Source organism: Mycobacterium sp. OAE908 (assembly GCF_017872775.1).
Taxonomy (GTDB): Bacteria; Actinomycetota; Actinomycetes; order Mycobacteriales; family Mycobacteriaceae; genus Mycobacterium.
Window position 1 is genome coordinate 2,610,733 of record NZ_JAGGJL010000001.1, and the last position, 23,677, is coordinate 2,634,409.

Consider the following 23,677-nt stretch of genomic DNA (forward strand, 5'->3'; position numbering starts at 1 on the left):
GCGGGGCCTGATGCTGTGTAAGGGGAGTTTCCATGAGCAACGCAATCGAACGAGTAGGCGTCATCGGTGCCGGCCAGATGGGCGGCGGCATCGCCGAGGTGTCGGCGCGGGCCGGTGTCGACGTGGTGGTGTACGAGCCCACCGAGGAGCTGACGACGGCGGGCAAGGCGCGCATCACCAAGTCGCTCGAGCGCGGCGTCAGCACGGGCAAGATCACCGAGCGCGAACGTGATCAGGCGTTGGCGAATCTGAAGTTCACGACCGAGCTCAAGGACCTGGCGGATCGTCAGCTCGTCATCGAGGCGGTGATCGAGGACGAGACGGTCAAGGGCAAGATCTTCGCCGAGCTCGACGAGATCATCACCGACCCCGACGCGGTGCTTGCGTCGAACACGTCGAGCATCCCGATCATGAAAATCGCTGCGGCGACGAAGAATCCGGGCCGCGTGCTAGGCTTGCACTTCTTCAACCCGGTGCCGGTGCTGCCGCTCGTCGAGCTGATCAACACCCTCGTCACCTCGGATGCCGCGATCGCGCGCACGGAGAAGTTCGCAAGTGACGTGCTGGGTAAGCAGGTGGTGCGCTGCAGCGACCGGTCGGGCTTCGTCGTCAACGCACTGCTCGTGCCTTACCTGCTGTCGGCAATTCGGATGGTCGAGTCGGGTGTGGCGACTGTCGAAGATATCGACAAGGCCATCGTCGCCGGGCTGTCGCATCCGATGGGGCCGCTGCGACTTTCGGATCTGATCGGTCTTGACACGATGAAGCTGATCGCCGACTCGATGTACACCGAGCTCAAGGATCCGCATTACGCGCCGCCGCCGCTGCTGCTGCGGATGGTGGAGGCGGGCCAGCTCGGCAAGAAGTCGGGCCAGGGCTTCTACAAGTACTGAGCGAGCGCTCTCCGGACGCGTGTCAGAATTTCTTGTCGGCGGTAACGCAGCTGTCGTGAGCTGACGCGAATGATGATCCAACCTTGTGTGGCAAGGAATTCCAGGCGCTCAATGTCCTCGGCGTAGCTGTCGGGGTTCGTCCAATGCTGTTCGCCGTCGTATTCGACGCCGACCTTCCATTCGGGCCACCCCATATCGATGCGCCTATCGGGGCCCCTGTCGTTTAGTACGACGATCTGAGTCACCGGACGCGGGAGTCCGGACTGGACGAGGAATAGACGCAATCGAGTTTCCTGGGGAGATTCACTGCCGCCGTCGGCCAAATCGAGCGTCTCGCGGAGCTGCCGAAGGCCGCGTGCGCCGGGGTAGCGGGCCGCGATTGAGTTCACCTGGGCCACAGGCGTTCTTGTCGCATGGAGCAATGCGTCCACACGAATGACACCTGTCTCCAGCGGCAAACGCCGAGCGAGGTCGTAAGCGGTGCGCGACGCCGTCGTGCATTCAATGCGCTGTCTCAAGCAGATCTCATCCTCCGCGAGAACGCCGCTGTACACATGGATGCCTCTGGCCGCTGGCCGTCGCACTCGCGCCAGCTCCACCGGAGCATCGGAAGGAATCCACTTGCTTCCCAGTAGGGCCGCAGCCGAGTGACCAACGAGAGTGGCGTTGCGTCCTGACCACAGCCACGCGGCGTGCGCGCGGTCGACGGCGGTAAGGGGCATGCCTTTCCGCGAGTAGACATTTCGATGAATCTTGCTGTAGTAGCGCTTGAGGTCTCGCCTGCTGAGTTCACCTGTGGCAATCGCTTCTGTCGCCACTATGAGATCGGGTCGCACCAGATAATCGTGGGGCACAGTCGAAACTGCCGACCACAGCAATTGGTTCGGCTGTGGATAATTTCACCGACCGAGCGCACGGTTGTTGTACGCAAACGTCGAGTAGGCCTGCAAACAACCGTGCGCTCGAAGAAGCCGTAGCTCCCCGCTAGGCGTCGGCTAGCCGCTTCTTCTCCGCCTCGACGTCGAAATCGGGTGACGGCCAAGACATATTGAGCCCCTTGAGGGCGTCGATGAGCAACTCGGTGACGGCCAACCTGGCGTACCACTTCTTGTCGCACGGCACGACGTACCACGGCGCGTACTCGGTAGAGGTTTTATCCAGCATCGCTTGGAAGGCCCGCTCGTACTTGGGCCACAGCTTGCGTTCATCGATGTCAGCCGGATTGTATTTCCAATACTTGTCGGGGCGGTCTAGCCGTTGGGACAACCGCTTCTTCTGCTCGCTGAGCGAGACGAACATGGCAACTTTGATGAGAGTCGTTCCGCCGTCGACGAGTTCGCGCTCGAACGCGTTGATCTCGTCATACCGTTTCCTCCACACCTCGCGCGGCACCAGGTTGTGGACGCGCACGATGAGAACGTCTTCGTAATGCGAGCGGTCGAACACCCCGATGTGCCCGGCAGGTGGTAAGGCCTTGCGAATCCGCCACAAATAGTCATGGGCCAGCTCTTCCTCGGTTGGTTTGCCGAAGCTGGCGTACCGAATTCCTTGCGGATTTCCGGCTCCCACAACGTGTTTGACGATTCCACCCTTACCCGCGGTGTCCATGCCCTGGAGTATGAGCAACACGGATCGGGTGTCGCCGGCCTCGGACCTGCTGTTCGCGTACAACATCTCCTGTAGCTCGGCGTAGCGGATGTTGCGCTCCTCTTGCAACACCTTGGCGTCCTTCTTGGACCCGTCGAAACCCGGAGAGCTGTTGGTCTTGATGTCGGCGACCTTGTCCCCTCGGGAAAACGCGAGGTGCTGCCGCGGGTCATGCGACCAGATGGAGGGGAGTGCGTCGTCGTTACTCATGAGCCAGTAATTGTGGCGGCAATCCCGGCGACGGGTGGGGTTGTTCGCGGAACTTCTGCAACGAACCCCCGACCTCGACGATTCCGCACAGCGCGTTCCACGACAACATCGTCAAGTAGTCGATCAACTCGTCGGCGGTCATCCGCCGGTCGTTCATCCACGAGTGCGTGGCCAGCTGAACCCCGCCGACGGTGTGATAGGCCCACGGCTCCACACCGCTGGTGTCCATCCCCACCTCCACCATGCGGCGGCGCAGCATCACCGCGAGCATGCGGGCGATGATCGCCTCCGAAGCCGCGACGGCCTTGCTCTTTGAGGCCGAGTTGTTGGCCATCACGAACTGGTACGGCTCGGGCTCTGCTGCCACCGTCTCGACGTAGACGCGAATGATTTCGCGGGTCAGATCGAAGCCGTCGAGATTCGACGTAAGCGCGGCGGTCATGTTCGGGATAAGCGTGGTCTGCGCGAACCGCATCATCACCGCGGTCGTCAGATCGTTCTTGTCGACGAAATAGCGGTACAGCACCGTCTTGGAGACGCCGATCTCGGCCGCGATTTCGTCCATGCTGACGTTGCTGCCGCGTCGCCGGATGGCCTCCAGCGTGCCGTCTACTAGCTCGTTGCGGCGCTCCACCTTGTGCTTGTGCCAGCGCCGTTTGCGTCCATCAGTCTTGATCGCCACCGGGGAGGTCTGCTGTGCCACTGTTGCCGTGATCCATTCCGTTAGTCCCCTTGATAGTACGGCCGATCTTGTTCTGGGGGCTGGTGGGACGGGCCCGACGCGGACTTAGCGGATGATGGAGGAGTGGCACACAGACCGGACGCCGGCCGACCGGCTCCGACCAGTTTCGCCGAGTCGTTAGCGGGGGCCGACAGCGTCGCCGACGCCGAACGCCGCCGCGGGCTGCGGCGGATGAAGCTCGTCGCGCTGAGTTTCCTGCTCGGCGCCACCGTCGTCTTCCTGCTCTGCACGTGGGCTCAGTCGAACGGCGCGGCCGCCTGGGTCGGATATGTGCGGGCCGCCGCCGAGGCCGGCATGGTCGGCGCACTCGCCGACTGGTTCGCGGTCACGGCCCTGTTCAAACATCCGCTTGGCATCCCGATCCCGCACACCGCGATCATCAAGCGCAAGAAGGACCAACTCGGCGAGGGTCTGGGTGCCTTCGTTCGGGAGAACTTCATGTCGCCGGAGGTCGTTGCGACCAAGCTGCGCGACGCGCAGGTCGCGGGCCGACTGGGCAAGTGGCTCTCCGAGCCAGCGCACGCCAAGCGTGTCGCAGCCGAAACATCAACGGCGCTAAGGGTTTTGGTAGAGATGCTGCGCGACGAGGACGTGCAGCACGTGCTGGACCGGATGATCGTCAAGCGCATCGCCGAACCGCAGTGGGGTCCGCCCATCGGTCGCGTGCTGGCCACGCTGTTGGCAGAGCGCCGGCAGGAGGCCCTGCTGCAGCTGCTCGCCGACCGGGCGTTCCAGTGGTCGCTGAACGCCGGCGACATCATCGAGCGGGTGGTCGAACGCGATTCGCCGACGTGGTCGCCGCGTTGGGTGGACCACCTGGTCGGCGACCGCATCCATCGGGAGTTGATGGACTTCACCGACAAGGTGCGCCGCAACCCCGACCACGAGCTGCGAAGGTCGGCCACGCGGTTCCTGTTCGAATTCGCCGACGATCTGCAGCACGACGAGGCGACGATTCAGCGCGCCGAGAACGTCAAGGATCAGTTGATGGCCCGGGACGAGGTGGCCAGGGCCGCAGAGACGGCGTGGGCCGCGGCCAAGCGGATCATTCTCGAGTCGGTGGACGACCCGTCATCCGCCTTGCGAACGCGCATCGCCGAGTCCGTCGTTCACATCGGCGAATCGCTCCGAGACGACGCCGACCTGCGTGACAAGGTCGACAACTGGATCATCCGCGCAGCTCAACACCTGGTTTCCGGATATGGGGTGGAGATCACAGCGATCATCACCGAAACCATCGAGCGCTGGGACGCCGACGAGGCCAGCAGGCGTATCGAGCTGCACGTGGGCCGTGACCTGCAATTCATCCGGATCAATGGCACGGTGGTGGGGTCGCTGGCCGGCCTGATCATCTATTCGGTAGCCCAGCTACTCTTCTGACCTGCGCTAACTAGTGCTTGCAAAAGTTAGCACCCCGTCGTACGGTTAGTGGCATCGCACTGGAGCAATCCAACCGGAACACCCGATGCAACCGAGGGGGCTAAGCGCCATGCCGCAGGATGAAAATCTTGCCGCCGTCGTGTCCAGCGCCGCACAGAACGCGGCCCAGGACATCGGCAGCTTCATCCGAACGCAGCGCGAAGCAGCGCAGGTGTCCGTGCGGCAGTTGGCCGAGAAGGCCGGCGTCAGCAATCCCTACCTCAGCCAGATCGAGCGCGGATTGCGGAAACCCTCGGCCGACGTGCTGCAACAGATCGCCAAGGCACTACGGGTGTCTGCGGAAGTGCTCTATGTGCGGGCCGGGATCCTCGAGCCCAGCGAGACGAGTGAAGTCCGCGACGCCATCGTCACCGACACGGCGATCACCGAGCGGCAAAAGCAGGTGCTGCTCGACATATACACGTCGTTTTGCCAACAAAACGAAGCCGTCAGTGAGGAGCCGACGACTGAAGCGATCCCAGACCATCCCCCCGTTCTAGAAATCTCGCAACGTAATGAAAGTCAGTGAAAGGAACCACAACATGGCTACGAAGAAGCCTGTGAAGACCGCCAAGAACCAGCCCACCGTTGACGACCTGAAGGCCCCGCTGCTCGCCGCGGTCGGCGCCGCCGACCTCGCTCTCGAGCGGGTCAACGAGATCGTCGCCACCCTGCGTGAGCGTGCCGGCGAGGCCCGCACCGACACCCAGGCACGCGTCGAGGAGAGCCGCGCTCGGCTGACCAAGCTGCAGGAGGACCTGCCGACCCAGTTCGAGGAGCTGCGTGGCCGGCTGAGCTCGGAGGAGCTGCGCAAGGTGGCCGAGAGCTACGCGGAGGCGGCTCAGACCCGCTACAACACCCTGGTCGAGCGTGGCGAGGCCGCCCTGGAGCGGATCCGCAACACGCCGGCGCTGGAAGAGGGCCGCGAGCGCGTCGAGCGCTACAGCGACCAGGCCGTCGAGCTGACCCAGGAGGCCCTGGGCAACGTGGCATCGCAGACCCGCGCCGTCGGCGAGCGTGCCGCCAAGCTGGTCGGTGTCGAGCTGCCCGCGAAGAAGGCGCCCGCCAAGAAGGCCGCGGCCAAGGCCCCGGCCAAGAAGGCTCCTGCCAAGAAGGCGCCTGCGAAGAAGGCCGCGGCCAAGAAGGTCACCCAGAAGTAAATAAGGGCTCGTGTCGCCGGTAGCGGCGACGAAGAGTCGACCCGGGGACGTAACCCGCTTAGGCTAGCTATGTGGAGCTTCAAGGCCTAGTGGGTTACGTCCTCGCTGTTTTGCAGATCGCGGTGGTGGTGACGGCGGTTTACGCGTTCGTGCACGCCGCCCTGCAGCGGCCCGACGCCTACACCGCCGCCGACAAGCTGACGAAACCCGTCTGGCTGGTGATCCTCGGCGTCGGCGTGCTCCTGGCACTCGTCCTCGGCATCACCGGCGTGGCGATCGCCGCTGTGGCCGCAGGTGTCTATCTCGTCGACGTGCGGCCCAAGATTCTCGAGATTCAGGGCAAGTCCCGTTAGCCGCGTGCGCCTCCGCCTCGCCGTCGCATTGGCGGCCATCACCATGCCCTTCGCGCTGGCGCCGATCGCGTCGGCCGACGTGCCGGCCCCGCCGTACATCGACCACGTCCAGTGGGCGAAGTGGGGCGACCTGTCCAGCCTGCGGGTGTACCCCACGGAGTCGGGGAGGCAGGCGTCGCTGGTGGCCACCACCTCGGCCTTCGACGAAGCGTGGGCCGAGGTACTCACGCTTTCGCCTGACGCCAATACACCCTCCATGCAGCACCAGTTTCAATGTCATTGGGAGTTCGCCGAACTAGCCCAGCCGGGCAAGGTCAGCTGGAACCTCGAACCGTGGCGAAACGAGGTCTCCGACCAGGCGATGGTCGACGCGCACTGCAATCCCGGCGGCACTGAAGAACCGTTCTAGTGCCGCACAGCTACAGCCGGGAGCAGGTGGCAGCGCTGGTCGACCACACGTTGTTGAAGCCCGAGGCGACCGAGGCCGACGTGATCGCGCTGCTGAAGGAGGCCGAAGAGCTCGACGTGGTCGCGGTGTGCGTGTCACCGACCATGGTGGCGACGGCCAAGTCGTTCCGAACAGGCGCATATGAGATCGCGTCGGTGGTGGGATTCCCGTCAGGCAAACACCTTCCGGCGATCAAGGCCGAGGAAGCCAGGCTGGCCGTTGCGGCGGGCGCCGGTGAGATCGACATGGTGATCGATGTCGGATCTGCTCTCGAAGGCGATTTCGATGCGTTGCGTTCAGATATCGCAACAGTTTTCGACGCGATACCTTCGGACGCGGTCTTGAAGGTGATCGTGGAGTCGGCTGCGCTGATCGCATTGGCCGGCGAGCGGCGCCTGATCGACGTGTGCCGCATCGCCGAGGAGGCAGGCGCCGATTTCGTGAAGACCTCCACAGGATTTCACCCGAGTGGCGGTGCCTCCGTGCGGGCGGTCGAGTTGATGGCGAACACCGTCGGAGATCGGCTGGGCGTCAAGGCCAGCGGCGGTATCCGCACAGCCGACGATGCCGTCGCAATGCTGAACGCGGGTGCGACCCGGCTCGGGCTATCCGGCACGCGCGCGGTGCTCGACGGACTGGGCTAGAGGCCCGCGAAGCAGGGGTCCTGGTTGCCCTTCGGCATCGAGGCGTTCTGCGTCGAAAACTGTGCCACCACACCGGTATCGGTGACCTGCACCCCGGTTGCGTGGATACCGAGCGGGTAGCCCTTGGTGAACTGGTCGGTGAACGCGTCGAGCGCCGGCTGCACCGTCTCGCGCGGGAGCGTGAAGCCCAGGCCGGTCAATTCCGTTACCGGCAACGAGATTCCGTTGTCGGCGACGGTCGGCTTCGTGGTGATGCTGCCCAGCGCGCCCTGCAACTCGATGGTGCCTGCCGACGGGTTGGTGGTCACGCCGGTGACGAACGAGCCGACCAGAGGGATCGCATTCTGGATCGTGTCCTTGATGCCCTGCGTCGACCAGGTCACGTTGGCGACCAGCGAGCCGATCGTCCCGCCGGAGTTCGCGGTGTCCCCGAGCCGGACGTCCTTGATGGCCACGTTGACCTTCATGCCCTTGGCCTGACGGACCTGATTGCCCGCGGTCTCGAAGTGGATGTTCGTGTAGTGACCGGTCATGTGCTGCCAGAGGAACGGCGGCAGTGCGTCGAACGACACCGATGCGCTGTCCTGCACCACGCATTGCGCCGCGGCTGCGACCACGTCGTCGGCGCGGCTGCGCGCGTACAGCTCGCCTGCGAGCAGGCCGGCCGCCACCAGCGCGATGACGATGACGACGGCGAGGACGATCGACAACGGGTCGCGGAACAGGTCCTTGACCTTGTTCAGCAGCGACGAGTCCTGCTCAGGGGGCGGGGCCTGCGCCGGTGCCGGCTGGCCGGCTGGCGCGCCCTGTGGGAACTGTGGCGGCGGTTCGACGGGCGGGACCTGGTTGGCCGGCCGAGCCCAGGGATCGGTCACCTGAGCGATTCTGCCTTACCCAGACGGGTGAAGTCTGTCCGGTTGCGCAATACCGCGATCGTCTCGCGGGCCTTGTGCGCAGCGTCGAGGTCGAGATCGGTCACGAGCAACTGGGGGTCCGCCCCGGCCGATGCCAGCACCTCTCCGATCGCCGACGAGACCAGGCTGCCGCCGACACCAACCGGACCCGCTGCGGCGAGTTCATCGCCGGGGTAGGCCTGATCAACGGCGGCGACGAGGCCCGTCGTATCGATCGCGCGGGCGCGGGCCAGCAACTGCCACTGCTCGAGCTTGCCTGCGCCGGTGCCCCACGATGCGTGCACCGTGATGAGTTGTGCTCCCCGCGAAGCCAATTCGACGTACAGCTCGGGGAAGCGGACGTCATAGCACAGGGTCAGCCCGACGTTCACGTCGTCGACGGTGATCATCACGGGTTCATGCCCCGGCGCGACGGTGTCGGATTCGGCGAAGCCATACGCGTCGTAGAGATGGATCTTGTCGTAGTGCGTGTCGACCCCTGGACCCGTCGCGAGCAGCGTGTTGGTCACCCTGCCGGCCCTGTCTTCTTCGGCGGGCGCGAACATGCCTGCCACGACGACGATGCCCGCGCGCTCGGCGATCGCCCGGACCGCCGACGCCCACGATCCGTCAAGTGGTTCGGCGATCGGGGCGAGTGGCACCCCGAAGCGGCACATCGTCGCCTCGGGGAACAGCACGAGGCGGGCGCCCGCGTCGGCGGCGCGTCGGGTGTAGTCCTCGACGAGGCCGAGGTTGGCCGTGGGTTCTGCGCCGCTCTGGATCTGCGCGAGGGCAATCCGCATGGGTTTCAGCCTACGGGCGCGACGGCGGCCCACGGCACCGAGAGAACGCCGTCGCGCATCCGCCGCCGTGGCGGCTCGACGGGCAGGCCCTCGTCGCGCAGCAGGTCGAGCATCGCGCGCCAGCGCACCCGCGGCCCGAACACCCCGTGCCCCGCGACGCTGGCCCACGCCCGGTCCGCCGCCGTCAGCAACGCATGAATCGGCTGGCCTTCGAGGTTGTGGTGGATCAGCACCTTGGGAAGGCGTTCGGCCAGATCCGACGGTCGGTCGATCGCGAACGGATCGCACGCCAACGTCAGGCTGATCGGCCCGTCGGCGTCGAGCAGTACCCAGCAGCAGCGACGGCCCAACTCGTCGCAGGTGCCGTCGACGATGAGTCCGCCGGGCGCCAGCCGTGCCTGCATCGTGGCCCACGCCCCTGGCACCGCGTCCACCGGGTACTGGCGCAGTACGTTGAACGCTCGCACCAAAACCGGTGTGCGACCGGCTAATTCGAAGCCGCCGAGGCCGAATTCCACGCCGTCGCGAGAGGGCGCAATACGTTCGGGATGGATCTCGAGGCCGACCACGCGGACGTCGGCACGCACCACCCGCAGCCGGGCGGCGAGTTCCAGCGTCGTCACCGGCAGCGCGCCGTAGCCGAGGTCGATCACCAGCGGGTCGGCCGCCGCCTGCAGTGCGGCGCGCACCCGGCGCGAGTGCACCAGCCACCGGTCGCTGCGGCGCAACCGGTTATGACCGGTGGTGCCACGCGTGATGGCACCGACCGGCCTAGTGGTGCTTGGCAATCCAGTCAGCGGTGAACGCCTCCTCGGCGTCGAAGAGTTGTTTGATGTGATGCAGGATCAGGTCCTCCAGCGCGCCGCCTATGAACGGGATGTGGACCTTGCAGACGCTGGAAAGCCGCAACCTGCTGCCTGCCTGGGTCTCGGTGAGGAAGTACTGACCGCCAAAGCTGCCGGGGCCGTGCGGAATCGATGCCGCGTACGTGCCCTTGGCCCGATTCTTCTCGTGGTCGTAGCGATCGAAATGCTGTTTGCGGGTGATGATCATGTCGAACGGCACGACGTTGCGCGCGATGGGCGGCAGGTACATGCGGGGCAGGTTCTGCACGAAGACGATGTCCGTGCCGCGCTCGGTGGTCGAGAAGGTCTTGATCTCCGACTGCGGCGTCAGGAAGCGGTACGCGTCCATCAGGGTTTGCCAGTATTCCCGGCTGGTGAAGTCCTGGTAGATCTTCTCCGCCGGTGCGCCGAACTCGATGGTGTAATCCATGCGACGCGACATGGAACATAATTTTACTTATGGGTTACGCGTTTTCGGTGATCCACACCGTGGTGAAGCGCTGTTCCTGGATGAGAAGGTCCATCAGCTGACTGCCGATGAAATTCTCGATCTTGCCGCCGACGAGCGGAACATTCACCGTGACCGTGGCCTTGAAGTCCAGCCGTGAGCCTTCGCCGGATTTTGCCGGCGCGAGTACCGCGGCACCGCTCAGCGTCGCAGGTGCACCGGTGATCGCGAGCTGAATGGTCGCGGTCGCCCGCCTGTCGCTGACCGGCGACCATGACTCCTCGCGGACAAGGGCGAGATCGCCGCGGTGGAACTGCGTCACCACTGCGGGCAACCGGTCGGCGCGCAGCCGTTGAGTGGTGACCACGTCAATGCCATTTCCGTCGACGGTCAACGAATCCAACGAGTAGTCGTCGGCGCCCGAATCGGCCAATCGCGACAGCCAATACTGTTCATCGCTGAATGCCTGGTGGACCTGTTCAACGCTGGCACCGTATTCCGTCGCCATGTCGAATGAACGCGGCATAGCTGGCCACGCTACCGTTACCGCCCGTGACCGGTCTGGAACTGGGGGGTGCCGCCGTCGCCGACGACGTAGCGCTGGCGCCGCTGACCACGCTGCGCATCGGAGGTGTTGCGCGCCGGTTGATCACGTGCACGACCACTGAGCAGATCGTGGCCGCGCTGAGCGCACTGCCGGACGCCCTGGTGCTCGCGGGCGGGTCGAATGTGGTGCTGGCCGACGACCTGGCCGACCTGACCGTCGTGCTGCTCGCCAACACCGAGATCACCGTCGAGGACAATGTTGTGCGCGCGGAAGCCGGCGCGGTGTGGGACGACGTTGTGGTCACGTCGCTGGCACACGGGCTCGGCGGCCTGGAATGCCTTTCGGGCATCCCCGGCTCGGCAGGCGCGACGCCGGTGCAGAACGTCGGCGCATACGGCGCCGAAGTCGCCGACACCATCCACCGCGTCCGGTTGCTCGACCGCCGCACCGGCGAAGATCGCTGGGTGACGCCTAATGTTCTCCAATTCGGTTACCGCACAAGCATTCTCAAGCATTCAGCCGCCGCGGTCGTGCTGGAGGTCGAATTCGCGTTGGATCGCGACGGGCGCAGCGCCCCGATCCGCTACGGCGAACTGGCCGCTGCGCTCGGGGCCGAACCCGGATCGACCGCCGACCCCGCGCGGGTGCGGGAGGCGGTGCTGTCGCTGCGTGCAGGCAAGGGCATGGTGCTCGACGAGGCAGACCACGACACCTGGAGCGTCGGATCGTTCTTCACCAACCCCGTCGTGTCGGCCGCGGAATACGAGCGCTTGCAGAACAGCGTCGACGGGCCGGTGCCGAACTACCCCGCGCCGGACGGAGTGAAGCTGGCCGCGGGCTGGCTGGTGGAACGCGCGGGCTTCGGCAAGGGATACCCGAACGAGCACGCCCCCGCGCGGCTGTCGACCAAGCATGCGCTCGCTGTGACGAATCGGGGCACCGCCACGACTGCCGACGTAATTGCGCTGGCCAGAGCGGTGCGCGACGGTGTTCGGGCGGCCTTCGGGATCGATCTCACACCCGAGCCGATTCTGATTGGGGCCTCTCTCTAGGTACCCTGGGTCCACGTGAGCCCAGCCAATCCGTCTCCGTCGTTCAGTCGGCGGAAGGCCCTGACCGCACTCGCGGTCGGGGTCGTCGCGCCGGGCGCACTCGCGGCCTGCGGCAGCAGGGTCGGCAAACCAACCGCAGAGGCGCCGTCCGCGCCGCCTGCGCCGTCGATCAGCTATCAACCCGCCGACAACGCCAGCGACGTCGCGCCCGTCGCACCGGTGCGCGTCGACGTCAAAGACGGCTGGTTTCAGCGCGTCACGCTCACCAACGCCGACGGCAAGGTCGTCGCGGGTGTCCTCAACCGCGAGCGCACCAGCTTCGCCACCACCGAACCGCTCGGCTACGGCGCGTCCTACACCTGGGCAGGCTCGGTGGTCGGCCACGACGGCAAGGCCGTCCCTGTGCAGGGCAACTTCACCACGATCAACCCGACCAAGCAGGTCAATGGCGCGTTCCAACTCGCCGACGGCCAGACTGTCGGTGTCGCGGCACCGGTCATCATCCAGTTCGACGCGTCGATCTCCGACAAGGCCGCAGTCGAGAAGGCGCTGAAGGTCACGACGGAGCCACCGGTCGAGGGCAGCTGGGCGTGGTTGCCCGACGAGGTGGGCGGCTCGCGGGTGCACTACCGGAGCAAGGAGTACTACCCGGCAGGCACCAAGGTCAACGTCGAGGCGCGGCTTTATGGCGTTCCGTTCGGCGACGGCGCGTTCGGCGCGCAGGACATCACGCTGAACTTCGAGATCGGCCGCCGCCAGGTGGTCAAGGCCGAGGCGTCCTCGCACCGCATCCAGGTGCTCGACGGAACCGGCGCGGTCATCATGGACTTCCCGTGCAGCTACGGCGAGGGTGACCTGCCGCGCAACATCACTCGCAGCGGCGTCCACGTCGTGACCGAGAAGTATGAAGACTTCTACATGTCCAATCCCGCTGCCGGTTACAGCAATGTGCACGAGCGGTTCGCCGTGCGGATCTCCAACAACGGCGAGTTCATTCACTGCAACCCGAACAGCATTGGCGCCCAAGGCAATACCAACGTCACCAACGGCTGCATCAACCTGAATCTGGAAAACTCCCAGCAGTACTTCAACAGCGCGATGTACGGCGACCCGGTCGAGGTCACCGGCACGTCGATCGAGTTGTCGTACTCCGACGGCGACATCTGGGACTGGGCGGTGTCGTGGGACGATTGGGTGGCGATGTCAGCGCTGTCGCCGCAGGGCTCACCGTCGCAGATTCCGAGCACCGCGCCTGCGACGCCGTCGGACGCGCCTCAGCCGGTCAACGGGCGGCCCGGCGGTTAAACCGCGAAGCGCTGGCCTGGTCGCGCGGCCGGATCACGATGGTGTCCAGGTTGACGTGCGACGGCCGAGACGCCACGAACCCGATGACCTCGGCGACGTCCTCGGCGACCAGCGGTACGACGCCCTCGTAGACTTTCGCGGCGCGGTCCTCGTCGCCGCCGAAGCGGCGCAGTGAGAAGTCGGTCTTGACCATTCCGGGCGCAATCTCGGTGAGCCGCACCGGTTTTCCCAACAACTCGCCGCGCAGTGTGCGGTGCAGCGCGCCCTGGGCATGCTTGGCCGAGGTGTAGCCGGAGCCGTTGTCGTAGGTCTCGATCGCGGCGATCGAGGTGACCGTGACGATCAGGCCGTCGCCGGAGTCGATCAGCTTGGGCAGCAGCGCGCGCGTGACGCGCAGCGTGCCGAGCACGTTGGCCTCCCACATCCAGCGCCAGTTGTCGAGATCCGCCTCGAGCACCGGTTCCAGCCCGCGGGCGCCGCCTGCGTTGTTGACCAGCACATCGACCCGGTCCAGGGCGTCGGCCAGCGCCGACACGTCCGCATCGCTTGTGACGTCCGCCACAATCGCGGTGCCGCCGATCTGGTCGGCAAGTGCCTTGATCGGGCCCTCGCGACGGGCCACGCAAACGACGTGAAAGCCAAGGGCTGCAAGCGTTTTCGCGGTCGCTTCGCCGATACCTGCGCTGGCCCCGGTGACCACCGCGACCCGCTCGGAGGCTGAAGGTGTCGTCATCTGCCCAACTTTAGTTGGCGTGCTAAGTTCGCTGTGTGTTCCGGAGCTGTTGTTGTCGCCGCGTGAATCGCCGCGCCTGACCGACCCCGGATAACTGTCTGAGTTGAGTCGCAGGTGTGGCCAGGACCCACCAGCCGACTTCAACAAAGGACAGACCCGTGCGCACTTCCTCCACCACCGCCCTCCCTCAGCCGGCGACCTCCAACAGGGGTGTCCGCAGTAAGCGAACGCTGGCTCCCGCGAGTTACCCCCAGGCGCGTCACCGCGTCGTCGCGCCCTCGCTGAAGGTGGCCGATGCGGCGGCGGCTTCTGTGTTCAGCGCGGCGCGGCTGCGCGGCCCGATCGCCCGCGACGTGATCGCCCAAGTCACTTCGCTGTCGATCGCGACGGTGAACCGGCAGGTGACCGCGCTGCTGGATGCGGGCATCCTGCGCGAGCGCGCCGACCTCGCGGTCTCCGGCGCCATCGGCAGGCCCCGCGTGCCCGTCGAGGTCAACCATGAGCCATTCCTGACGCTCGGCATCCACATCGGTGCGCGGACCACCAGCATCGTGGCCACCGACCTGTTCGGCCGCACGCTGGACGCCGTCGAGACGCCGACTCCGCGTGGGGCGCAGGCCGCTGCGCTGGCATCGCTGGCAGGCAGTGCCCGCCGCTACCTGAGCCGCTGGCACCGCAGGCGTCCGCTGTGGGTCGGCGTGGCCGCCGGTGGTGTCGTCAACAGCGCGACCGGCCATCTCGACCACCCGCGGCTGGGCTGGTCCGATGCGCCGGTCGGGCCGGTGCTCGCCGAGACGCTCGGCCTTCCGGTGTCGGTGGCCTCGCATGTTGACGCGATGGCAGGCGCCGAACTGCTGCTCGGCGTGCGTCGCCAGCCGACTCCGTCGACCACCAGCCTGTACGTCTACGCCCGTGAAACCGTCGGCTATGCGCTGTCGATCGGCGGGCGGGTGCACTCGCCGACCAGCGGCCCGGGCACCATTGCCGCGCTGCCGGTTCAGTCGGAACTGCTCGGCGGCAGCGGCCAACTGGAGTCGACGGTGAGCGACGAGGCGGTGCTGATTGCCGCCCGCAAGGCGCGCATCGTCCCGGCCGAGGGCCCCGCGTCGACGGTGACGGCCGTGACGAAGGCGGCCAGGCAGGGCAACCAGCAGGCTCAGACGCTGCTCGCCGAGCGGGCCCGCGTGCTCGGCGAGGCCGTCGCGCTGCTGCGCGACATGCTCAACCCCGACGATCTGGTGGTCGGCGGCCAGGCGTTCACCGAGTACCCCGAGGGCATGAACCTCGTCGAGGCGGCCTACGCCGAACGATCCGTGCTGCCTGCCCGCGACATCCGGGTCACCGCGTTCGGGAACCGGGTGCAAGAGGCAGGCGCGGGTGTGGTCTCGCTCGGCGGGCTGTATGCCGACCCGATCGGGGCGATGCGTCGCGTCCAGAGCCGTCGCCCGGAGGCGACCGCTTAGCGGGTTGATCGCCTACGTCAGGCGTGAGTAATCAGCCCGCTAAACGTCGGTGTAGACATGTCTGTGTGCGCATAGCAACAGATGCTCCCCGCCGTGTCGCTGTGCTCTCGGTGCACACGTCCCCGTTGGCTCAGCCCGGCACTGGCGATGCCGGCGGCATGAACGTCTACGTGCTGCAGAGCGCGCTGCAGATGGCCCGCCGCGGCGTCGAGGTGGAGATCTTCACCCGCGCCACGTCCTCGGCCGATCAGCCCGTCGTCAAGGTGGCGCCCGGTGTGTTGGTGCGCAATGTCGTCGCCGGCCCGTTCGAGGGGCTCGACAAGTACGACCTGCCCACTCAGCTGTGCGCGTTCACCGCCGGCGTGCTGCGCGCAGAAGCCACCCACGAGCCGGGTTACTACGACATCGTGCATTCGCACTACTGGCTGTCGGGACAGGTCGGCTGGCTGGCCCGCGACCGCTGGGCCGTGCCGCTGGTACACACCGCGCACACCCTGGCAGCGGTGAAGAACGCCGCGCTGGCCGACGGTGACTCGCCGGAACCGCCGCTGCGGGCCGTCGGTGAGCAGCAGGTGGTCGACGAGGCCGACCGGTTGATCGTGAACACCGAACATGAAGCGGCACAACTGGTTTCGCTACACCACGCCGACCCGTCGCGCATCGATGTGGTGCATCCCGGCGTCGACCTGGAAATGTTCACCCCCGGCGACAAACGTGCCGCGCGCGCCACGCTCGGCATCGACCCCGACGAACAGGTGCTCGCGTTCGTCGGCCGCATCCAACCCCTCAAGGCGCCCGACGTGCTACTGCGCGCGGCGGCCAAACTGCCCGGCGTGCGGGTGCTCGTGGCGGGTGGACCGTCGGGCAGCGGGCTGGCTGCACCGGACGGGCTGGTTCGGCTGGCCGACGAACTGGGTATCGCCGACCGGGTGACATTCCTGCCGCCGCAATCGCGCGATCAACTAGTCGAGGTGTTCCGGGCTGCCGACCTGGTCGGCGTGCCGAGCTATTCGGAGTCCTTCGGACTTGTCGCCATCGAGGCCCAAGCGTGCGGCACGCCGGTGGTGGCTGCATCCGTCGGCGGGCTGCCGGTCGCCGTGCGCGACGGGGTCACCGGCTCGCTGGTCGACGGCCACGACGTCGACGACTGGGCCCACACGATCGATGCCCTTTTCAAGCGCGGCCCCGAGAGCATGAGCCGCGCCGCCGTCGACCATGCCGCCACGTTCTCGTGGGCGCACACCGTCGACGCGCTGCTGGCCAGCTACGGCCGCGCCATCACCGACTACCGCGCCCGGCATCGGATGCCCGACCTGACGGCGCGGCGCAACGGTCGCCGGTTCTCGATCAGGCGCGGGGTCCGCGCGTGACGGCGGACGTCCAGCAAGTCATCGAGGACACCTGCAAGGAGCACGGCCTCGTCTGCACCCCGCACAAGGGCGCGCACGGCGGCCTGCCGGGCATCATCGTCGAGTTGCCGGGCGAGCGCCGGCTGAAGACCAACACCATCCTGTCCATCGGCGAGCACTCTGTGCGCGTCGAGGCCTTCGTCTGCCGCAAGCCCGACGAGAACCACGAGGGCGTGTACCGGTTCCTGCTCAAGCGCAATCGCAGGCTGTACGGCGTGGCCTACACCCTCGACAACGTCGGCGACATCTACCTGGTCGGCCGGATGTCACTGGCATCGGTCACCGCCGACGAGATCGATCGCATCCTCGGCCAGGTGCTGGAGGCTGTCGACTCGGACTTCAACACGTTGCTGGAGTTGGGTTTTCGGTCGTCGATCCAGAAAGAGTGGGAGTGGCGGGTTTCGCGCGGCGAGTCGCTGAAGAACCTGCAGGCGTTCGCCCATCTGATCGACGAGGACGACTCATGAGAGGATCGCGCCATGGGTGACGCGACGTTGATCCTGCTCCGCCACGGCGAGAGCGACTGGAACCAGAAGAACCTGTTCACCGGGTGGGTCGACGTCGACCTCACCGAGAAGGGCAGGGCCGAAGCGGTCCGCGCCGGTGAGCTGATCAAGGACCTGGACCGTCAGCCCGACGTGCTGTACACCTCGCTGCTGCGCCGCGCGATCAACACCGCCAACCTCGCGCTGGACGCCGCCGATCGGCATTGGATCCCGGTGCACCGCGACTGGCGGCTCAACGAGCGCCACTACGGTGCACTGCAGGGCCTGAACAAGGCGGAGACCAAAGAGAAATACGGCGAAGAGCAGTTCATGGCGTGGCGGCGCAGCTACGACACCCCGCCGCCGCCGATCGAGGCAGGCAGCAAGTACAGCCAGGACACCGATCCGCGGTACGCGGACATCAACGGCGGCCCGCTGACCGAATGCCTCAAGGACGTCGTCGAGCGCTTCGTGCCGTATTACGAGAGCACGATCGTCCCTGACCTGCGGGCCGGCAAGACGGTGCTGATCGCCGCGCACGGCAACTCGCTGCGGGCGCTGGTGAAATACCTCGACGGCATGTCTGACGAGGACGTCGTCGGGCTGAACATCCCGACCGGGATCCCGCTCCGCTACGACCTCGACGGCGGGCTGAAGCCGAAGGTCATCGGCGGCCAGTACCTGGACCCCGAGGCCGCGGCGGCCGGTGCGGCGGCGGTCGCCGCCCAGGGCGCGAAGTAGAGCGCCGGCGCCGGCGCCGAATGGGGCTGATGCCCGTGCCGCTGGGCAAACTCTGGGTAAACGGCTACCGAACACCTGCGTTTGGGCATGTGACATGTCCCGTTTTGGCCGCACGCTGCTGGGATGACGTTCACCGGATGCGTACGATTTTCGCGTGAGTGTGGTATCGGCGCTCCTACTTGTGGGGGCCGTGGCGCTGCTCGCTCTGGCGATCGGTGCAGGGTTGGGGGCAGGCCTCACCCCGCGCATCCTGGAAAACCGACGTCGCCGCGCGGCCGAGCAGTCCGGGATCACCGTCTCGCAGATGCTCGAGCACATCGTCTCGGGTTCGCCGGTGGGGATCGTCGTGGTCGACACCTACCGTGACGTGGTCTACACCAACAACCGGGCCCGCGAGCTGGGACTGGTCCGCGACCGACTGCTCGACGAGCGGGCCTGGCTGGCCGCCGAGCGCACTCTTGCGACCGGTGAGCCCGGCGAGGTCGACCTGTCGCCGCGCAAACGCGTCAACCCCGGACGCTCCGGGCTGTCGGTGCGTGGGCACGTACAGCTGCTGACCGAGGAGGATCGGCGGTTCGCGGTCGTCTACGTCGACGATCAGTCGGAGCACGCCCGCATGGAGGCGACTCGTCGGGATTTCGTTGCCAACGTCAGCCACGAGCTCAAGACGCCGGTCGGCGCGATGGGTGTGCTTGCCGAGGCGCTGCTGGCCTCGGCCGACGACCCCGAGACCGTGCGTCGATTCGCCGAGAAGATGCTCACCGAATCCAACCGCTTGGCCAACATGGTCGGCGAGCTGATCGACCTGTCCCGGTTGCAGGGCGGTGAACGACTGCCGGATCTGGAGGCGGTCGACGTCGACCATGTGGTGGCCGAGGCGCTGTCGCGGTACAAGGTGGCCGCCGACAACGCTGACATCGCGATAACCACCGACGCCCCGACCGGCTACCGCGTCTACGGCGACCAACCACTGCTGGTAACGGCGATCGCCAACTTGGTGTCGAACGCAATCGCCTACTCGCCCAACGGTTCTCCAGTTTCCATCAGCAGGCGCCGACGCGGGCACAACATCGAGATCGCGGTCACCGACCGTGGCATCGGCATTGCGCGTGAGGACCAGGAGCGGGTGTTCGAGCGATTCTTCCGTGTCGACAAGGCGCGCTCACGAGCCACCGGCGGCACCGGATTGGGTTTGGCGATCGTCAAGCACGTCGCCGCCAATCACAACGGATCCATCCGGCTGTGGAGTCAGCCGGGGACGGGATCGACGTTCACCTTGTCGATCCCGGCCTACCCCCATGGTGATGATGACCTGGAAATGCAAGACGAGCGAGAGGACTAGCCAGACCAATGACCAGCGTGCTGATCGTGGAGGACGAGGAGTCCTTGGCCGATCCCCTGGCCTTTCTCCTGCGCAAGGAGGGCTTTGAGGCCACCGTGGTGGCCGACGGGCCATCGGCTTTGGCGGAATTCGAGCGGGCCGGAGCAGACATCGTGCTGCTGGACCTGATGCTGCCCGGCATGAGCGGAACCGATGTGTGCAAGCAATTGCGTTCGCGCTCAAGCGTTCCCGTCATCATGGTGACGGCACGCGATAGCGAGATCGACAAGGTCGTCGGCCTCGAGCTCGGTGCCGACGACTACGTCACCAAGCCGTACTCCGCGCGCGAGTTGATTGCGCGGATCCGGGCGGTGCTGCGGCGCGGCAGCGACAGCGACGACTCCGGCATCGGCGACGGCATCCTGGAGGCCGGCCCGGTGCGGATGGACGTCGAGCGCCACGTGGTTTCGGTCAACGGCGAGCAGATTACGTTGCCGCTCAAGGAGTTTGATCTGCTCGAGTACCTGATGCGCAACAGTGGCCGGGTGCTCACCCGCGGCCAGTTGATCGATCGAGTCTGGGGTGCCGACTACGTCGGCGACACCAAGACGCTCGACGTCCACGTCAAGCGGTTGCGGTCCAAGATCGAGGCCGACCCAGCGAACCCGGTGCACCTGGTGACGGTGCGCGGTCTGGGCTACAAGCTCGAGGGCTGATCGCGCCCGGACAAGAAACCTGAGAGCCACTCACAAGTAACTCGTCTAGTCTGGGCCCCTCGTAATCAAGGGCCGACACAGCGGACGACGAGTAATGACCACTGAGACCACACAAGACAACACGAACAACAACATCATCAATCCGTGGGTCCGGCGCGGTGGCCCCACGGTCGCGGCGCTCGCACTGGTCGCATATGTCGCGGCCTACGCGCACTGGCCGGCGCTGCGGATGCAGGTCGACCTGATGGTGTACCGCTTCGCCGCGGAGCGGCTGTTGGCGGGCCTCGACCTCTATTCGACCGGGCTGACCGGCAATCACACCGAGTTGCTGTTCATCTACCCGCCCTTCGCCGCGATCTGCGCGGCGCCGCTGGCCCTGCTCGACAGCACCACTGTGCAGTGGCTCTGGCTCCTTGGCACGGTGGCCGCGCTGACGTATGCGGTCGTGCGGATGCTGACATCGATGGGCCTGCGGACCGGCGGCGCGCTGGCCAGCCTCACCGCGCTGCTCGTTGGCATGATCGCATGGCTGGAGCCGCTGCGCCTGACCGCCGAGTTGGGTCAGATCAACGTCGTCCTGCTCGTCCTGGTGGTGGTTGATCTGTTGGGGCGGGGCAAGTGGACGGGCATCGGGATCGGGTTGGCCGCTGGCCTCAAGCTGACCCCGGCGCTGTTCATTCTGTATCTGCTGGCGATCCGACGGTTCCGGGCGGCGTTGCTGGCGAGCGCGACGTTCGCCGCGACGGTTGTCCTCGGGTTCGCCGTTGCGCCAACCGATTCGGTGACGTATTGGCTGCGGGGCCGCTTCGACGACGTCAACCGGATCTCGCACGACCCGTTCGCGAATACGAGCCTGAGTGGGTTGCTGCTGCGGCTGCACGTCTCGTCTGCAATGGCCACGGTTGCCTCCGTCGCCGTGGCGGCTCTTGCCGTGGTGATCGCCGCGATGACCTACCGAAGGGGCCATTCGGTGTTGGCGCTCGCGATCGTCGGGTTGGCCGCTGCCGCCGCCTCGCCGTTCAGCTGGAGCCACCACTGGGTGTGGTTCGCGCCGTTGGTCGTTCATCTCGGGTATCGCGGCTACGTGGCAGGCAGCAAGGCAGCGGCGGTGTCCATGTGGGTGCTGTGCGCGTTGCTCGGCGGATGGATCGTGTTCAGCGCCGGAGACACGCCGCAGGCTGGCCTGCTGTCACTGCATCCCGGGGGTTTGTGGTCTGAACTACTGCCTGGCACTTACGTTTTGGTGTTTTTCGTGACCTTGATCGGGTCAGCGGTCTGGCTCTACGCCGTGCGTCCGCCCATGATCTCGAACACCTCGAAGGTGTTGACGCCGGCCGACACTGACGGATCGCGCTCGCCGATCTCGAGTACCTCGGCGCGATCGGCGACGCGCAGCACGCCCATGCCCCACACGCCTTCGGGATCGGCGACCGGACCGTAGACGAGGACCTTGTCGTCGGCCATCAGTTGTTCCCAGTACGACATGTGCTCGGCCATCGCCTTCTGCTCCTCGGCCGTCATCGTCTGCGCGAAGTCGGCGCGAGGCGGGATGAGCCGGAACAGGAAAAGCGTCATTCGGCCAAGCGGGTCGCGGGGTGCACGGCGATCAGCCCTAACCCGTTGCGCCGCTTGCACATTGCGGCCAGCTCGGCGTACGCCTTCTCGCCGAGCAGTTCGGTCAGTTCGGGGGCGTAGGACTCCCACACCTGCTTGGCGCCGACGTGCGCATTCGGGTCGCCGGTGCAGTACCAGTGCAGGTCTTCGCCACCCTCACCCCAGCCGCGGCGGTCGTATTCACTGATCCAGGTCTTGAGCACCTCGGAGCCGTCGGGCCGCTCGACCCACTCCTGCGTGCGCCGGATCGGCAACTGCCAGCACACATCGGGCTTCATGGTCAGTGGTTCGACACCGAGCTTCAAAGCCTTGCTGTGCAGCGCGCAGCCGATGCCCGCCGGGAAACCAGGCCGGTTCAGAAAGATGCAGGCGCCCTTGTACTTTCGCGTGCGGAGATTGGGTTTGTCGTCGTATTCGTCCCACTCCAGGTAGCCCTTCTTGCCGAGCCCCTTGTCGCGGAACTGCCAATCCTCGTCGGTCAGCTGCTTGACGGCATCGTCCAGTCGCGCGCGGTCGTCCTTGTCGGAAAGGAATGCGCCGTGCGAGCAGCAGCCGTCGTCCGGTCTGCCCTCGACGGTGCCCTTACACGCCGGTGTGCCGAACACGCATGTCCACCGCGACAGCAGCCACGTCATGTCGGCGGCGATCAGATGTTCGGGGTTGTCTGGGTCATAGAACTCCACCCACTCACGGGCGAAGTCCAATTCCACCTCACCTGGATGCGATGCGCTCACAAAAGTAAACGGTAGCTCCATTAGGTTGGATGGGTGCGATTAGGCGTGCTGGATGTCGGCAGCAACACCGTTCATCTGTTGGTGGTGGACGCGCGCCGCGGCGGGCATCCGACGCCGATGAGTTCCACCAAGGCGTCGCTTCGGCTCGCGGAGGCGATCGACGGTTCGGGCAAGCTGACCCGCAAGGGCGCGGACAAACTGATCAGCACCATCGACGAGTTCGCCAAGATCGCTGCGAGCTCCGGATGCGCCGAACTGATGGCGTTCGCCACGTCCGCGGTGCGCGACGCGAAGAACTCTGAGGACGTGCTTGCGCGGGTGCTTGGCGAGACCGGCGTGGCGCTGCAGGTGCTCAGCGGGCGAGACGAATCCAGGCTGACGTTCCTTGCCGTCCGCCGCTGGTACGGCTGGAGCGCCGGGCGCATCATCAATATCGACATCGGCGGCGGTTCCCTGGAGCTGTCCAACGGGGTCGACGAGGAGCCCGAGGTGGCACTGTCGCTGCCGCTGGGCGCGGGCAGGCTGACCCGAGAGTGGCTGCCCGACGATCCGCCGGGCCGCCGTCGCGTCGCAATGCTGCGGGACTGGCTGGCCACCGAGGTCGCCGACTCCGCCGCCGAAGTGCTCAAGGCCGGAAACCCCGACCTCGCAGTCGCCACGTCGAAAACCTTCCGCTCGCTGGCCAGACTCACCGGCGCGGCACCGTCGGGCGCCGGTCCGCGCGTGAAACGAACGCTCACGGCCAGCGGCCTCAGACAGCTCATAGCTTTCATCTCTAGGATGACCGCGGCTGACCGTGCTGAGTTGGAAGGAGTGAGCGCCGAGCGGGCGCCACAGATCGTGGCCGGAGCTTTGGTAGCTGAGGCGAGCATGAAGGCTCTCGATATCGAAAGCGTAGATATCTGCCCCTGGGCGTTGCGGGAAGGGCTGATTCTGCGGAAACTCGACAGCGAAGCCGATGGAACTGCCTTGGTGGAGACGTCTGTGCGGGAACGCTGAACGAGCGGACGGAGGCGCACCGGCGCCGACATGAGGAATGAAGGTGCACCGGC

27 protein-coding genes are annotated in these 23,677 nt (G+C 66.2%); 16 read left to right on the forward strand and 11 right to left on the reverse strand.

Annotation, left to right across the window (positions count from 1 at the left end; genetic code table 11):
- Window positions 1–32 precede the first annotated feature (32 nt).
- On the forward strand, window positions 33–893 hold the full coding sequence (locus J3E61_RS12760; protein WP_192725533.1) for a 3-hydroxybutyryl-CoA dehydrogenase: 861 nt from the start codon (window positions 33–35) through the stop codon (window positions 891–893).
- Here J3E61_RS12760 and J3E61_RS12765 read toward each other — a convergent pair.
- The 3 genes from J3E61_RS12765 to J3E61_RS12775 form a co-directional block, all read right to left on the reverse strand.
- Entirely contained in the window at window positions 881–1,729 is an 849-nt protein-coding gene (locus tag J3E61_RS12765; protein WP_210083795.1) for a DUF559 domain-containing protein, read from the reverse strand. The genes J3E61_RS12760 and J3E61_RS12765 overlap by 13 nt on opposite strands.
- A gap of 148 nt (window positions 1,730–1,877) precedes the next feature.
- On the reverse strand, window positions 1,878–2,750 hold the full coding sequence (locus J3E61_RS12770) for a polyphosphate kinase 2 family protein (RefSeq protein WP_210083796.1): 873 nt from the start codon (window positions 2,748–2,750) through the stop codon (window positions 1,878–1,880).
- Window positions 2,743–3,453 (reverse strand): TetR family transcriptional regulator, encoded by a 711-nt coding sequence (locus tag J3E61_RS12775; protein ID WP_192725530.1) that lies wholly within the window; start codon window positions 3,451–3,453, stop codon window positions 2,743–2,745. Before J3E61_RS12775 ends, J3E61_RS12770 begins: the two co-directional genes overlap by 8 nt.
- A 102-nt stretch (window positions 3,454–3,555) precedes the next feature.
- Between J3E61_RS12775 and J3E61_RS12780 the strand changes: the two genes are divergently transcribed.
- From J3E61_RS12780 to J3E61_RS12805, 6 genes are all read left to right on the forward strand, one after another.
- Window positions 3,556–4,872 (forward strand): DUF445 domain-containing protein, encoded by a 1,317-nt coding sequence (locus J3E61_RS12780; RefSeq protein ID WP_210083797.1) that lies wholly within the window; start codon window positions 3,556–3,558, stop codon window positions 4,870–4,872.
- A gap of 109 nt (window positions 4,873–4,981) precedes the next feature.
- Entirely contained in the window at window positions 4,982–5,440 is a 459-nt protein-coding gene (locus tag J3E61_RS12785) for a helix-turn-helix transcriptional regulator (RefSeq protein ID WP_210083798.1), read from the forward strand.
- 13 nt (window positions 5,441–5,453) lie between these two features.
- Entirely contained in the window at window positions 5,454–6,071 is a 618-nt protein-coding gene (locus J3E61_RS12790; RefSeq protein WP_210083799.1) for a heparin-binding hemagglutinin, read from the forward strand.
- A 71-nt stretch (window positions 6,072–6,142) separates the two neighbouring features.
- On the forward strand, window positions 6,143–6,424 hold the full coding sequence (locus tag J3E61_RS12795) for a DUF2516 family protein (protein ID WP_192725526.1): 282 nt from the start codon (window positions 6,143–6,145) through the stop codon (window positions 6,422–6,424).
- Window positions 6,425–6,467: 43 nt separating this feature from the next.
- Complete coding sequence (locus J3E61_RS12800; RefSeq protein ID WP_210085532.1) at window positions 6,468–6,833, forward strand: DUF2599 domain-containing protein; 366 nt, start codon at window positions 6,468–6,470, stop codon at window positions 6,831–6,833.
- Entirely contained in the window at window positions 6,833–7,516 is a 684-nt protein-coding gene (locus tag J3E61_RS12805; protein ID WP_210083800.1) for a deoxyribose-phosphate aldolase, read from the forward strand. The genes J3E61_RS12800 and J3E61_RS12805 overlap by 1 nt, the downstream gene beginning before the upstream one ends.
- Here the strand turns inward: J3E61_RS12805 and J3E61_RS12810 are convergent.
- The 5 genes from J3E61_RS12810 to J3E61_RS12830 are packed head-to-tail and all read right to left on the reverse strand — an operon-like array spanning window position 7,513 to window position 11,031.
- On the reverse strand, window positions 7,513–8,391 hold the full coding sequence (locus J3E61_RS12810; protein ID WP_210083801.1) for a DUF2993 domain-containing protein: 879 nt from the start codon (window positions 8,389–8,391) through the stop codon (window positions 7,513–7,515). The two genes, J3E61_RS12805 and J3E61_RS12810, sit on opposite strands and share 4 nt — an antisense overlap.
- On the reverse strand, window positions 8,388–9,212 hold the full coding sequence (locus J3E61_RS12815) for a carbon-nitrogen hydrolase family protein (RefSeq protein ID WP_192725522.1): 825 nt from the start codon (window positions 9,210–9,212) through the stop codon (window positions 8,388–8,390). Before J3E61_RS12815 ends, J3E61_RS12810 begins: the two co-directional genes overlap by 4 nt.
- 5 nt (window positions 9,213–9,217) lie before the next feature.
- The gene (locus tag J3E61_RS12820; RefSeq protein WP_210085533.1) at window positions 9,218–10,009 is read right to left on the reverse strand and encodes a class I SAM-dependent methyltransferase; all 792 of its coding nucleotides are present in this window, start codon (window positions 10,007–10,009) and stop codon (window positions 9,218–9,220) included.
- Entirely contained in the window at window positions 9,984–10,499 is a 516-nt protein-coding gene (locus J3E61_RS12825) for a DUF2505 domain-containing protein (RefSeq protein WP_210083802.1), read from the reverse strand. Before J3E61_RS12825 ends, J3E61_RS12820 begins: the two co-directional genes overlap by 26 nt.
- A gap of 22 nt (window positions 10,500–10,521) precedes the next feature.
- Window positions 10,522–11,031 carry a DUF2505 family protein gene (locus J3E61_RS12830; RefSeq protein WP_192725520.1) on the reverse strand — a complete coding sequence of 170 codons (510 nt, stop codon included), beginning with the start codon at window positions 11,029–11,031 and terminating at the stop codon, window positions 10,522–10,524.
- Window positions 11,032–11,057: 26 nt separating this feature from the next.
- On the opposite strand from J3E61_RS12830, the gene J3E61_RS12835 reads away from it, so the two are divergent.
- Window positions 11,058–12,104, forward strand: a complete 1,047-nt coding sequence (locus J3E61_RS12835; protein ID WP_210083803.1) for a UDP-N-acetylmuramate dehydrogenase — start codon at window positions 11,058–11,060, stop codon at window positions 12,102–12,104.
- Between the two features lie 15 nt (window positions 12,105–12,119).
- The gene (locus tag J3E61_RS12840) at window positions 12,120–13,409 is read left to right on the forward strand and encodes a L,D-transpeptidase family protein (RefSeq protein WP_192725518.1); all 1,290 of its coding nucleotides are present in this window, start codon (window positions 12,120–12,122) and stop codon (window positions 13,407–13,409) included.
- On the opposite strand, the gene J3E61_RS12845 is transcribed toward J3E61_RS12840, so the two are convergent.
- Window positions 13,387–14,142 carry an SDR family oxidoreductase gene (locus J3E61_RS12845; RefSeq protein ID WP_210083804.1) on the reverse strand — a complete coding sequence of 252 codons (756 nt, stop codon included), beginning with the start codon at window positions 14,140–14,142 and terminating at the stop codon, window positions 13,387–13,389. The genes J3E61_RS12840 and J3E61_RS12845 overlap by 23 nt on opposite strands.
- A gap of 158 nt (window positions 14,143–14,300) precedes the next feature.
- Here J3E61_RS12845 and J3E61_RS12850 point away from each other — a divergent pair, with 158 nt between their 5' ends.
- From J3E61_RS12850 to regX, 6 genes are all read left to right on the forward strand, one after another.
- Window positions 14,301–15,605, forward strand: coding sequence for an ROK family protein (locus tag J3E61_RS12850; protein ID WP_210083805.1), 1,305 nt, complete (start codon window positions 14,301–14,303; stop codon window positions 15,603–15,605).
- 65 nt (window positions 15,606–15,670) lie between these two features.
- The gene (mshA, locus tag J3E61_RS12855; protein WP_210083806.1) at window positions 15,671–16,975 is read left to right on the forward strand and encodes a D-inositol-3-phosphate glycosyltransferase; all 1,305 of its coding nucleotides are present in this window, start codon (window positions 15,671–15,673) and stop codon (window positions 16,973–16,975) included.
- Window positions 16,972–17,481: a YbjN domain-containing protein gene (locus J3E61_RS12860; protein ID WP_192725514.1), complete on the forward strand. Its 510-nt coding sequence runs from the start codon at window positions 16,972–16,974 to the stop codon at window positions 17,479–17,481. The genes mshA and J3E61_RS12860 overlap by 4 nt, the downstream gene beginning before the upstream one ends.
- Window positions 17,482–17,493: 12 nt before the next feature.
- A complete protein-coding gene (locus tag J3E61_RS12865) occupies window positions 17,494–18,240 on the forward strand; it encodes a phosphoglyceromutase (RefSeq protein ID WP_210083807.1) in 747 nt (248 codons plus the stop codon).
- 154 nt (window positions 18,241–18,394) lie between these two features.
- Window positions 18,395–19,582, forward strand: coding sequence for a sensor histidine kinase (locus tag J3E61_RS12870; RefSeq protein ID WP_192725512.1), 1,188 nt, complete (start codon window positions 18,395–18,397; stop codon window positions 19,580–19,582).
- Between the two features lie 8 nt (window positions 19,583–19,590).
- Window positions 19,591–20,277, forward strand: a complete 687-nt coding sequence (gene regX / locus J3E61_RS12875; protein ID WP_192725511.1) for a two-component sensory transduction protein RegX — start codon at window positions 19,591–19,593, stop codon at window positions 20,275–20,277.
- Window positions 20,278–21,558: 1,281 nt separating this feature from the next.
- Here regX and J3E61_RS12880 read toward each other — a convergent pair.
- Both J3E61_RS12880 and J3E61_RS12885 read right to left on the reverse strand, forming a co-directional pair.
- Entirely contained in the window at window positions 21,559–21,852 is a 294-nt protein-coding gene (locus J3E61_RS12880) for a hypothetical protein (protein ID WP_192725510.1), read from the reverse strand.
- Window positions 21,849–22,646, reverse strand: a complete 798-nt coding sequence (locus J3E61_RS12885) for a hypothetical protein (RefSeq protein ID WP_192725509.1) — start codon at window positions 22,644–22,646, stop codon at window positions 21,849–21,851. The genes J3E61_RS12880 and J3E61_RS12885 overlap by 4 nt, the downstream gene beginning before the upstream one ends.
- Window positions 22,647–22,658: 12 nt before the next feature.
- Here J3E61_RS12885 and J3E61_RS12890 point away from each other — a divergent pair, with 12 nt between their 5' ends.
- On the forward strand, window positions 22,659–23,624 hold the full coding sequence (locus J3E61_RS12890) for a Ppx/GppA family phosphatase (protein WP_192725508.1): 966 nt from the start codon (window positions 22,659–22,661) through the stop codon (window positions 23,622–23,624).
- The last annotated feature ends 53 nt before the right edge of the window (window positions 23,625–23,677 follow it).